At 61.0% G+C, this 13,024-nt stretch carries 8 protein-coding genes; all 8 read right to left on the bottom strand.

The annotated features are described in order from the left end of the window. Positions 1-1,291: amidohydrolase family protein (locus tag JNL55_RS26570; protein ID WP_293861624.1), on the bottom strand; the 1,291-nt coding region annotated here is incomplete at its 3' end. Positions 1,292-1,311: 20 nt separating this feature from the next. Then, positions 1,312-2,415: a M55 family metallopeptidase gene (locus tag JNL55_RS26565; protein WP_293861620.1), complete on the bottom strand. Its 1,104-nt coding sequence runs from the start codon at positions 2,413-2,415 to the stop codon at positions 1,312-1,314. Positions 2,416-2,418: 3 nt separating this feature from the next. Continuing rightward, positions 2,419-4,632, bottom strand: a complete 2,214-nt coding sequence (locus JNL55_RS26560) for a S9 family peptidase (protein WP_293861617.1) — start codon at positions 4,630-4,632, stop codon at positions 2,419-2,421. A gap of 11 nt (positions 4,633-4,643) precedes the next feature. After that, positions 4,644-7,754 carry a TonB-dependent receptor gene (locus tag JNL55_RS26555; protein ID WP_293861614.1) on the bottom strand — a complete coding sequence of 1,037 codons (3,111 nt, stop codon included), beginning with the start codon at positions 7,752-7,754 and terminating at the stop codon, positions 4,644-4,646. Positions 7,755-7,851: 97 nt separating this feature from the next. Next, the gene (locus tag JNL55_RS26550) at positions 7,852-8,853 is read right to left on the bottom strand and encodes a FecR family protein (RefSeq protein ID WP_293861611.1); all 1,002 of its coding nucleotides are present in this window, start codon (positions 8,851-8,853) and stop codon (positions 7,852-7,854) included. Beyond that, the gene (locus JNL55_RS26545) at positions 8,850-9,344 is read right to left on the bottom strand and encodes an RNA polymerase sigma factor (RefSeq protein ID WP_293861608.1); all 495 of its coding nucleotides are present in this window, start codon (positions 9,342-9,344) and stop codon (positions 8,850-8,852) included. Before JNL55_RS26545 ends, JNL55_RS26550 begins: the two co-directional genes overlap by 4 nt. Before the next feature lie 109 nt (positions 9,345-9,453). Further along, entirely contained in the window at positions 9,454-11,103 is a 1,650-nt protein-coding gene (locus JNL55_RS26540) for a serine hydrolase (RefSeq protein ID WP_293861605.1), read from the bottom strand. A 64-nt stretch (positions 11,104-11,167) separates the two neighbouring features. Then, positions 11,168-13,024 (bottom strand): amidohydrolase family protein (locus tag JNL55_RS26535; protein WP_293861602.1); only part of this gene is annotated, 1,857 nt, incomplete at its 5' end.

Below are 13,024 nucleotides of genomic sequence, written 5' to 3'. Positions count from 1 at the left end.
CATCGAGGTTCAAATCTGGGGTGCCGTCGACGACCAGCACATCGGCAAGTTTGCCGGGAGTCAGCGTGCCGAGCTTGTCAGCCATGTCTAGAATCTCGGCACTGGTGCGAGTGGCTGCAACCAACGCCTCCGACGTCGAGTAGCCTCCGGCGACGAACTGCTTCAGCTCCGTGATGTAGGGTTGTGGCAGATAACGGAACCAGTCCGACACGAGGTCTGTACCCACGCCCATGCGCACACCGGCACGCTTCAAGCGGCGAAACAATTCCAGGTTGGCGTCCTTGGAGAAGGTAAAGCGCCGCGAGGTCGAATCGAAATAGCCGCCCTCTTGCGCGAAGATGTACAGATACGGCACCAGGGTCGGCACCGAATCGACCTTCTGCTTGGCCATCAAGCGAATGGTCTCATCAGTTCGCGGCAATGGATGCTCCACCGCGTCGACACCCGCCTTGACCGCCCACTGGATATAAAACGTTTCCGCATCCACGGTCACTCGCAGGCCGAGTGCATGCGCCTCCTCCACTGCGGCCCGAACTTCTTCGCGTGAGTAGTGGCTGGCAAGTTTGATGAGATCCGCACCACGCTTGAATTGTTCTCGCACCGCCTGGCGCCAATCGTCTGGACCGGACGCCTCACGCGTTCTGCCGGGAGGGCCGGCAGCGCAGGAGCCATGCGTCGGGCCCTCTGCGCTGTGACCGCCGGTACCAGTAATGAGTTGACCGGCTGCAAATACCCGAGGCCCGGGGATTCTGTTCTCCGCCACCCAGCTCTTCAAACGAAACGGGACGGTGGACTGACCACCCACATCGCGCACTGTGGTCACACCCGATTCGATGTAGTAGCGCAATCGTTCCACGCCACGCAACGCGGCCGAGCTGTCCTCCACTGCTTCGACCTCGCCGACACCCGGTTCGCTATAGGTGAGATGAGTGTGCAGATCGATCAAGCCCGGCATCACCGTCTTGCCGGTCACGTCGATGACTCGTGCATCGGCCGGCCATGACGTCTCAGTGGACGGCAGAATCGCCTTGATCCGGTTGCGCTCAATCACGAGCGTCGCATCACGCACGGCTGCTCCCGTACCGTCGAAGATGCGGCCCCCACGCAGCACAATCGTACCCGCCGGGCCTTGCGGCCCCGGAGCAACCGGCACTCTGCGCGGATCATCGGATACGGCAGTCGACGGATCGATCCACTTGCGCCGATCCGTCGCGCTGTTCTGTGCAAAGCCGGTGGTACTGATGAGCAGCAGCGCCCACGCCGCCGTAGCGACAGGTATCGAATGTTTCATGTCTGCGCCGTGTCAGTCGCTCAATGGAAGCCGTGATACTGGGTCTTCGCGGCAGGCGCAGTCGGAGCGGCGACGGTGGCCGCCTCGCCTGATTCAGCAGCGAACCAGCGGCGATACAGCTCTTCCATGCCTTTGAACTCCAGGTCCGACGCATTCGGCTGCGCCTTGAACGCAGTCAGCTCCGCATCGGAGAACGAGAACGACAGCGCGGTGACGATGGGCCTCATACGTCGGTACGCATCTGCCATGTCGGTGGCCACGAATGAAACCGTCTCGTCCTGGTAGTTCACGCCCGGCATGACTTTCAGCCATCGCATGTTTGCTGGCGGCACCGCGCGCACGGCGATCTGCAACGGCCCTTCAGGCTTCATGACCGTCGCCGATTTCAATCGCTGTACCGCGAGCTTTGCTTGCTTACGCATGGCTTCGTGCACTTGTGCCACCGGATAGAGTTCGGCATCCGCAGCGCTCTTGGCTTTCTTGGTGGTCACATACTGCAGCCAAGGCATGGTCTTGAGATCGGCGGCGAGTCGGTCGTCGCCGGAAGCAAAGATCACTGGAATCCCCGCACGGCCATACAACAATCCGACCAACTCGGTCTCGGTGATGGAGTGGCCATTCACCAATAACTTCATACCGATGGTGTAGGTGTGAGCTGCGAAGCCACCGCTGCCGCTCTTGCAATGCATGCCGACCACGGCAACGGCATCGAAGGCGCCCTGTTCGGCGAGATCGAGATAGGCGTCGAACGGTTGGTCGCGCGACACCAGGCTGGCACGCTTGTCCAGCTGGTCCACCAGAATGTCGGGCCCAGGATTGCCGCTGCCATGACCATCGGCAACGACCACGGAAGCGGCGCCACCGGCGAACAGTCCCGCAATCACCGCGTTGACGTCCGCAATCAGCAGCGCCTGCCCCTTGGGATAGGCCGGATGTCCATATAAGAAGGTATAGGGATCGTTCTGACCGGACAGTCCCTCCATGTCGTGAATCAATAAGACGCGCGGCCCTGAGGGCTCCGCCGCGCTTGCCTGCTCGATGGATACGATGCCCGCTAGCAACAGCACGAGTACGGCGAACACTCGCCCGCGAAACTCTGTCGCGGCGCTTCGAGATACTTGCATCGATCACTCCTCTAGTTGAATACGGAAGGCAGGCGGCTCGACGCCCAGCAAGTAGCGCACGAAGTAGTCCCAGCGCTTGCGCAGGAAATAAGGGTCGGCCTCGAAGATGCCAGCCTTGGCGCGAGCGGTCGCCACTTCGGGCTTGGTCACATCGGCGAACACGTGATCGCGATTCGGCAGGATCAGCATGTCGAAGTCTTTGTTGGCTTCGATCAGCGCGTTCGCCAACTGCAGCGTGTTGCCCACCGGCACGTTGTCGTCCATGTCGCCGTGGACCAGCAGCAGCTTGCCCTTCAAGTTCTGAGCTAACGTGCTATTGGCTTGCAGACGATAGCTCTCCGCATCCACCGGATAGCCCTGCCAGCGCTCGCCCCACGGCGCGATGTAAGTTCGTTGGTCGTGATTGCCCGCCGCCGCGACGCCGACTTTGTAAAACTCCGGATACTTGAGCAAGGCGCGCGCGGTCGCGTAGCCGCCGCCGGAGTTTCCGTAGATGCCCACGCGATCCAGATCCAGGAACGAATACTTCGAGGCCAGTTGCTTGAGCACCGCGATGTGGTCTTCGAGCCCGCCGGCCTCGCCCATGTTTCCAAATGAAGCTTCCCGAAAGGCGCGGGAGCGATATGGCGTACCCTTGCCATCGATCAGCACGACGATGAATCCAAGCTCAGCAGTCGCCTGCGCCCACAACGCGCTCGGCGGCTCAACTGAGAACGACTTGAACACCTTTGCGTGTTGCGGCCCCGGATAAACGTCGTCGATCACCGGATAACGGCGCGCGGGGTCGAAGTTCGAAGGCCGCAGAATCAGGCCATAAATATCGGTGACACCATCGCGAGCCTTCGCGGTAAACGGCTCAGGAAATTTCCAACCCGTCCGCAGCAGCGCATCGATGTTTGCCGACGAGAACTTGCTGACCAACTTGCCCTTCGCCGAGCGCAACACCGAGACCGGTGCGGCATCCACGCGCGAGTAGGTATCCGTAAAGAACTTCCCGGAGGGCGAGAACTGAAGGTCGTGGTCAGCGTTCTCCGGGGTGAGCAGCTGCAAGCCCGAGCCATCGAAACGAACTCGATACAGATGCCGATAGTATGGATCGCGGCCGGCTTCTCGCCCCGAGCCGATGAAGTAGATCCAGCGCTCACGCTGATCGATCCATTCGACACTGCGCATCACCCAGGCGCCTTCGGTCACGCGATTGCGGATCTGCCCAGTCTCGCTGTCGATCAAGTACAAGTGATTCCAGCCATCGCGTTCCGACGCCCATAGAATCAGCTTGCCGTCGTCGATCAGGCGCACCGTGATATCGAGACTGAGGTAGGTATCGCTGTGCTCTTCGAAAACCTTGCGAGTCTCACCGGTGCGCACGTCGGCGCTGTACAGACGGACGCCTTTGTAGCCTCGCTGATCCTCGATGAAGTAGACACGCGTGCTGGAATCGTTCCACCACATCTTGCGATAGCGCGCACCTTCCTCTAGCAGCGAATGAAACATGGTCGGCAACTTCGGAGCATCCAGTCGCAAGCGCTGTCCGGTAGTCACATCGAACAGCATCAACTCGGATTGCGGCACGTATTCATCGCCCGGTAACGCCGACGGGTACGAGTGCAGCACCGACCTGCTGCCGTTCTTGGTTTGCACCAGATGCAGCTGGCCCACCTGGCGCTGATCCAGACGATAGGTCAGCAACTTCCTGGAATCCGGCGAGAACAGCACTTGCGCCGGTCGCACTCTGCCGAGCAGCCCGGACACGATGCCGGGATCGGGACTGCCGGGCGCGCTGGCGTAGTCGTATGCCGTCTCGCCATCCTGCGTCAGTGCAGTGTCTCGACCCGAAGCGGTGTCGCGCAGATACAAATTGTATTTGCTGATGTGAGCCGACCAGCGCCCATCCGGTGACAGCACTGGGTCGGACTCGGGCGTTTCGTTCGACGCTGCCTGGTCAGGATCCGCCGTTGGTGTCTGCTTGCCAGTACGCGCATCCACCAGCATGAAACGATCACCGTCCTTGGTCTGCTGCCGATACCAGAACGCCTCACGATCCGACAACCAGTGCGGCTCGGGTGCTGCGTTCAGCACCAGCTTGCGCGCGTTCCAAGGCAACAACTGTTCGGCCCGTTGATAGTCCGCCAGCGTACCTTGCGCCTGCGCGACCGCGAACCCACAACCCATGACCAATGCAAGCAGCGCGCCCGCCGAGCGAGATTCTGTGTTCATTCGGATCGCCATTAGAATTCTTTGGAAACGGTCAGCGAGTAGCTGCGCATGCGGGCGTCGCCGAACGGGCTGTAGTACGCCGGGCTTTGATAGAAGGCATCGAAGGGTGGCGCGGCGTCGAACAGATTCTTTATCGCCAGCTGCACATTGACGCCGGAAAGAATCTGCCCGGCACGCGAGCCGAATGCTTCCGGGACGCGATACGCCAGGAACACATCGTGATAGACCTGGCTCGGCACAGTCTCGCCACCCTGCGCGGTCACATAGATGGTGGTGCCGACATCGTACTGGTCGTAAGAGCCGAAGTAGTACGAAGACCAGCCGGCGCTCCACGGCCCGAGATCCCAGGCCAGCGACGCATTGGCCTTGAACTTCAGCGGACCGCCGTTGGCCACTTCATTCACTTTGTCGACCAACGGCGAGCCGATGGCGTCCTGCACTTTGTAGTGCTGGAACACGGTGGCATTCGCAGCGAACTGAAAAGCCCCCAGCGCTGCGGTGGGCAGCGAATACAACACACCAAGATCGATGCCGTCGATCTCGGCTCGCGTGCCGTTGATCAGACTCTGATCCACGATGGTAATTTGACCGACACCGTATGGATCGCCCGGTGCGACGGCCGCACGCGTAATACGCGATGGAAATCTGCTCTCGTTGTTGACGATGGCGAGCACCGTCGGATCGATGATGACGTTGTCCTGCTCGAAGCGGAACCAATCCGCGCTGATGCGCAGGCCAGGTGCAAACGCCGGCTCGATGACCAAGCCGACGTTCCAATTGTCGGTTACCTGCGGCTCCAGCTCCGAGTTGCCGCCCTGGATGACCTGCACATCGGTCACCGTGTTGCCTCGACGTGGATCGATGATTGAGACCACGCCGCTCGTGACCAGCCGACCAGGCAGTAACTGCGAATACGTCGGCGGCAAGAACGCGGTCGCGAAACTGGTGCGCACAGTCAACCCTTCGACGATCTCGTAACGTAAGCCAGCCGTGCCGCTGGTGTGCGTGTAACGAGTGCGCGTGCGCTCAGGCTCATCGGTCGAGCCGAAAGTGCCAACGCCCGTGCTGCTGTTAACCGAGTACTGCTCGCTGCGCACCGCGAGCTGCAGATCGAGCTCATGAATGCCTCGAACCGTGTTGGCCCGCGACACCAACGGAATCAGCCCTTCGGCGTACGCGCTGTAGACGTGTTGAGATTGCGGATAGTAGATGTTGTCAAAGCTGCCCGCGGGAACAGCTGGATAGTTCGCTCGTTCGCGGGCCGCATCCATGCCCTCCTTGCGATATCCCAACCCGATGGTCACCGTGGGCTGGCCGGCAGGCAAGCGTCCGGGCTGGCCCACGAATCTGAGGCCTACATCGTGCAGATACGAACTGGAGCTGAAGTACGGGCCATCGCCGCCTGAGATGTACTGCGACAGATCGAGCGGAAATGCCAAGGTATCCACGAAAGGATTCACAGCGCCGCTGGCCAACGCCCCGGCGAGATTGATGAAGCCGCTGCGCACGCGGTTGTCGATGGAGTTCCAGGTGTAGTCGCTCTCCATCTTCCAACTGCCCGGCAGATCGTAGATGAAACCCAGCACGGCACGCCGGCTGGTGAATTCAGTCTCGTAGCGATTGGCGTTGGCGACGTCGGGGATGTTAATTCTGACGGCCTGCTGAAACGGGTTGGTCGGCGCACTGGCGGGCACGACATAGTTGCCGAACAGCGGATTGAAGAGCGCGCGAGCCGTGTTCTTGCTCAGCGAAAACTCCGTGAACAGTTCGAGGTCATCGGTCATGTTCCGGCGCGCCACTGCCATCACCGAGTTTACTCGAGGCGCGCTGCCGAGCGGCCGGGCGAGGCCGGTACGGAAATTGGAAACATTGGCCAAATTGAGATTGTAGTTTCCGGCATTGGCCACCAGCGCAGTCGGGTTCGATCCGGCAGAGAATCCCGAGGGAATGTATGTAAACGAGGAGCCCAGCGCTGTGCCATCTCGCAGCGTCAGCGCGCTACCATCGACGGAGGCAATGTTCGGTGTAGTGCCAACATGGAACGGATTGGTGGCCGAGCGCAGTAGCGCCGGATAGTTCTGCAGCACCCGAGCGACACCCCTGCTCAGCAACTCCGGACGATCGCCATTCACCAGCCACTCGCTATCCGAATAGTGCGCGGCCACCAGCACATTGGTGCGCCCGTCTTCGAAGGACGTACCGTAGGTCAGATCCACTTCGCGGATGGGCGCATCCGCCTCGAACGTGTTCTCGTAGCGCACACGCGCTTCGCCGCCGTCGTAGTTCTGTTTCAGAATGACGTTCACCATGCCGCCCATGGCAGCACCGCCGTAAATGGCCGAGGCAGCCGAAGGCAATACCTCGATGCGCTCGATGGCCGCCAGAGGAATCGAGTTCAGATCAGGTTGAATGTTCTCGCCAAACGCCGAGGCACCTACCGCCCGGCGGCCGTTGATCAGAATCAACGTGCTGGCGGTGCCCAGGCCGCGCAAATCGACAGAGCTGGAATTGCCGTTGGCATTGGCATTGATCTGCCCGTTCGAGCGCACCGAGGTATTGGCTGTAAGACCTCGCTTGAGAAAGCTCTCGACGCTGACCGCACCGGAGCGTTCGATCTGTACGCTGTCCAGTATTTGATACGGCTGTGGATCATCTTGCGTACGCCTCACATCCATGTTGAGGATGCGCGATCCGCTGACCAGCACTTCGGGAATGCCGCGAATATCGAGGTCAGCTGACGTATCCGCGTCCGCTGTTCGGGCCTGCAACTCGCCGCTCGCACCCGGCACCTGACTCGCCGTCTCGCCGCCACCCGCCGCTAGCACGATGGTTTTGGCGTCGAGGAAACGATGCGTCAAACCAGTGCCTGCCAACAGTCTGGACAACGCCTCATCTACACCGATTCTGCCTTTCAGCGCCGGCGCTCGATACGCCGCGATCTCAGCGGTATCGAACAACACATTGATATGCGTGGCGGCTGCGACAGCGTTCAAAGACAGCGCCAGCGACTGCTCCGGCAAATCCAGCTCCACCATAGCGGATTGCGCGCCAGCGACGTCGACCAGCAGCACACAAGCCGTGGCGGTCAACAGCGATGCGGTTTGTTGCAAACTGCGATACATAGTTATCTCCCCGTCGCAGCTCATTGCGGCTGCTGTGTTGCTTTGACGACGGAGAACTAAGACACGTGGGCTCCGCGAATCCTCACGGCGACCGCAACTATTTTTCCGAGCGCTTACGATAAGCCGCCTGCGGATTGCCGCTCAACGTTATGGTGTCACCCTCGGTGACGACGTTGAGATGATAGGTATAGGCGACAGCCTTGGCGAAGCTCGACGAGTCGCCCGACTGGAACACGCCGCTGATGACCAGATCTTCGGCCCGAGGCTGCTCGATGGTCAGCACCTTGGTGCTGTAACGATTCATCTCCACTACGGCATCCGCGAGACGCGTGCCCTCCAGCACTACCTGACCACGTTGCCACGCGATCACGTCATCCAACGATGGCCGATCGATGCGTGGCGCAGCGTTCGTATCGAACGTGAGACGCTGGCCAGGCGAAAGTGTCACGACCTCAGCCAGCGCCGGGTGGCTCTGTTTGCGCGGACTGACCGACACTTTTCCTTCCACTAGCATGACGGTCGTGCGTTGCTCGGGCTCATAGCGCACCACGAACGACGTGCCGAGCGCTCTCACCTGACGATCGCCGGCCACGGCCAGGAAAGGACGATGTTCCTTGGCTACGTCGAAACGCGCTTCGCCGGATTTCAGTTCGACCGTGCGATTGGTCTCGTCATAGTCGACGACGATGCGCGTGTCGGTATTCAACGTGACGCGCGTGCCATCGGCCAGCGCGAGAATGCGCTGCTCTCCAATTCCTGTGGAAACGCCAGCGCCGCGCAGCCAGAACAAAACCGCAAGCGCAGCCAGGCTGGCAGCCGCAGCCAGCGCGACGAACCGCGCACGTTGTTTCTTCCGATCGGCCTGGTGAGGCGCAATCTGGTCCAGCGCCTTGGCAATCGCCGCACCCTGCAGATTACCGACTTCGTCCCAGACCTCGGTGGCCACTTCCCAAGCCCGCTGCCGAGCCGGATCTTCCTTGAGCCACAACTGCAGACCGCGATTGGAACCGGCCGAACGCTTGGCACCATGCAGGTGCGCCACCCAAGCGGCAGCTTCTGCGATCTGCGCCTTCGATGGATTGTTTTCTGAGGCACTCATTCCTTCAGCCTCTCGGTAATCAGCGCCGCGACTGCACGCGCCACATGCTTCTCGACCGCGGATACAGAAATACCAAACTGCCGAGCGATGTCCTCTTGTGAGGCACCGGCCAGCCGATGTAGGAGAAACACTTCGCGGGTGCGCGGTGGCACGGCTTCCAACACTCGCAGCACCTGCTCCAGTCGTTGCTGCATGTCGAGGCTTTCCTCCGGCCGAGGCGCCGGATCGGCGATGGCCAGGTCCTCCAACACGCGTTGTGTATAAAGATCACGATGCGAATCGCGGCGTTGATTGATGGCGAGCCGGGAGACTGTGCGTACCAGCACCGCTTCGGGCTCGCGGAGCTGCCCGCCCCTCGCCCGATACTCATAGACTCGCAGGATGCCTTCCTGGATCAGGTCTTCAGCGTCCGCGCGGGCACGACCCCGCCGGATCAGTTGGTTTTTGAGCCAACTGACGTTGCTAACGAACCAGGAGCTGAGACGATCCACGACGGCATGATGGCGCGATCGTCCGCGCCTTACTACAGGGAAATGGCGTCATGGGGCCGCTACAAAATTTATTTTTCAAAGCCATGAGGATGGCTCGAGCTGGCGTGTCTTAGTTCGGTTCGGGCCGTTGTACGGTGGGCACGAACCGGCCTCCCAGCACGCCCCAACCGCCATCGAACGAACGCACTTTGGCCGCCTGGTCGACTTGGAACGTCAGGAAGAACTGCATCAAGTCCACGCCGCTGGTCGACACATGCAAGCGAAAAGTGTCGTTGTGCCAATGTTCCAGACGCCAGTCGAATACGCCCGGCAACCGTAGCGCCAGGCCTTCGCCTACTTGGTCCACGCGAATGCGGCCGAACTCGGCATTCTCGTACTCGCCGACGTAGCTTTGCAGCGGCAGCGAGGGACGAGTGCCACGTAAACGCGATTGCTCAACCCGCTGCTGCTCGGCTGCGCTTTCGACGTCTCTGCGCTTCACGACATTCAGTAGCTCGCCGCTCCAATCGTGCGGCTCTACTTGCAGCAGCACATCCAGCGCACGTAGCGCGATGGCCCAGGTCATCAATCCCATGCCATCACGCCCGTAGCTGTTGGCCAACACGACCACGGCAATATCGCGCTCCGGAATCATGGCAATCACCGACAAGCCGCCCAGCAGCGCGCCGCCATGATTGAGCATGCGATGTTTGCGGTAATCCTGCACGAACCATCCCATGGCATACGCCGCCGTCGACTCGCTCGGGCTGACTTGGTCGATGGCTCGTTGCACCAGGCTGAACGAATTTGAGGGCGACTTGCGCACGAAGATCTGCGGCGTGTGCAGCTCGCTCAACGTGCTCGTTCGCAACAGCGGCGGGCCGTCGCCGAGATTGAACTGCACCCACTTGAGCATGTCGTCGAGATTCGCGACCACGGACCCAGCCGCGCTGCCTCCGGTTTGCGAGATCTGCCATGGCAACGCCTTCAAGCCCTGAGGTGTGTGCCAATGAGGCATCGCCACGTTGGCGTCCGGCGCATTTTCGATTCCCGCTCGGCCTGCCGGTGCTTGCCCGTACATGCTCGGTGCGAGATACGCCGCATCCCAGATTCCCGCCGTATCGGCGCTGGCACGGCTGCTGCCCATACGCAGCGGCTGAAAGATTCGTCGCTCGACGAATTCACCCCAGCTCATGCCCGAGACCTCGGCGACCAATTCGCCCGCGATGTCGTACATCACATTGCTATAGAGCAACGAGTCGCGAAATGCGCCGCGTGATGGCACATGAACGGCGGTACGAAGCACTTGCTTGGTATCCATCGGAACAACGGCGTAAGCACCGCCTTCCACACCGCTGCGGCCCGCAACCAGATCGCGTACGGTAATGTTCCGTGACAGCCAGGGATCAGCGACACGAAACGAAGGCAAATGCTCGATCACGGGATCATCCCAGCTGAGCTTGCCTTCATCGACCAGAATGCCGAGTGACGCCGCGGCCATCGCCTTGGTGAGCGAACCGATCTCGAACAAGGTGCCGCTATCGACTCGCGGCTGCTTGCCGATTTCCCTGGCGCCGTAGCCCTTCGACCAGATCACCGCACCATTCTGAATCACGCCCACCGCTACGCCGGGAACGCGCCAGTCCTGCTGTGCCTGTTGTATGTAAGCATCGAGCCGCTGCAATGAAACTTGCTGGGTCGCTGCTTCGACGCAGGCAACCGCGCCCCACAGGAACATCAATCCTGCGGCAACTCTGCGGCTCACGGAGATTCTGTGCATGGCTCATCTTGAGCCAATCCCGACGCGGCAACAGGCCCAGGACGGGCGATGTTCGAGGATCCAGCTAGCCGCCTCGGCGCAGGTAGCGGCCCGGCGTCGCCCCCGTATGCTCGCCGTCCTTGAGCACCTGCACCCCGTTGACAAAGACGCTCTGCATGCCGCGAGCATATTCGTACGGGCTATCGAAAGTGGCCCGATCGCCGACCGATGCCGGATCGAAGACGACCACGTCCGCATAGTTGCCGACGCGCAGGGTACCGCGATCACGCAGCCCCAACGTCGAGGCCGGCAGACCCGATAAACGCCGCACAGCTTCTGCCAGCGTTATCACACCTTCCTCACGCACATAGTGACCAAGCACACGAGCGAAAGTACCGTAGCTTCTCGGGTGCGCCTTCGACTTCAATCTTTCCCCTGCCGCCGTCGTGGACTCGCCGTCCGAGCCGAAACTCATCCAGGGCAAACGGACTTGCCGGCGCAAGTTGTCCTCCGACATCATGAAGTAAGCCACATACAGCCGACTGCGGTCCTCGATGACCAGATCGATGACGGTGTCTTCAATGGATGTCTGGCGCTGCCGAGCAATCGCACCCAGCGTCTTACCGACCAACGGCTCCAGCTGCGGATTTCTCACACCCAGAATCATGATGTTTTCCGGCGAACCGGCATTGATCAAGCGATTCGACCAGGTGGTCGACGGCAACCGCATTTCTTGAACTAACCGGGCGCGAGTCGCTGGGTCTCGCAAGCGCGCGAACCAGGCCTCATCACCACCCTGCCTCACCCACGGTGGCATCGCCACATCGAAGCCGGTGCCCGAAGCGGTGTACGGATACATATTCGCCGACACTCGCACACCTTCAGCACGCGCCGCCTCCACGCGTTCGATTACTCGTCCCATCGCCGGCCAATTGGGCACCCCGATGGCCTTCAGATGAAATATCTCCGCCGGAAGCTTGGCGCCCCGAGCAATGCGGATGAGTTCCTCCACGGACTCCACCAAATGATCGCCCTCGTCGCGGATGTGCGAGACATAGATGCCGCCGTACTCCGCCGCCACCGACGCCAAGGCGATCAGCTCATCGGTATCGGCGTTGGAGCCCGGCACGTAAGCGAGCGCAGAGCTCAGACCAAAAGCCCCTTCAGTCATCGCCTCTCGTACCAAGCGCTGCATGTTCTCGAGTTCGCTCTGAGTCGGCTTGCGATCTGCGTAACCCATGACGTACTCGCGCACACTGGTTGCGCCAACGGTGGTCGCAACGTTGGTCGAGATGCCCCGCTGCTCCATGAATTTCATGAATTGTCCGAGCGTGGTCCATTTCGCGTCTACGCCGCGCTTGCTCATGTCTTGGCGCATGCGTGCCTGCATGGCTTCGTTGAGCGGGCCCGGCGTCACCCCTTCGCCCAGGAGTTCCAGCGTGACGCCCTGGCGGAGATCGCTTTGGCTGCGTCCATCTTCCAGCAACGAATAGGTGGCCTGGCTCATCATATTGATGAAGCCCGGCGCGACGGCGAGCCCACGAGCGTCCACGACGCGCGCCGCCTGCGATCCCTGCAACTGGCCGATGGCCACGATGCGATCACCTTTGATAGCCACGTCGGCCTTGCGGGCGGGCGCGCCACTACCGTCGTAAACGTCGCCGCCGGCAACGATCACATCGTAAGGAGCACCGGCGAGGGTTGCTTTGACCGGCGCGAAACTCTTGCCCAACGCCTCCCACCCCGAGTCGAGTGAACGGATCTGACGTCGCTCGTCGAGCTTGAAGCTCAGGAAGAACTGCAACATATCCACGCCGCTGACCCGCACCTGCACGCGAAACGTATCGTTGTGCCAATGTTCCAGCGGCCACTCGAACGCTCCCGGCAGACACAACATCAATCCCTCATCCCGGTGCTCGATCCGCAGACGCCCGAACCAATC

Source organism: Steroidobacter sp. (assembly GCF_016790065.1).
In the GTDB taxonomy this organism is placed as follows: domain Bacteria; phylum Pseudomonadota; class Gammaproteobacteria; order Steroidobacterales; family Steroidobacteraceae; genus Steroidobacter.
Note: the sequence above shows the minus strand (reverse complement) of the source record. Positions and strands in the feature narration are given on the sequence as shown.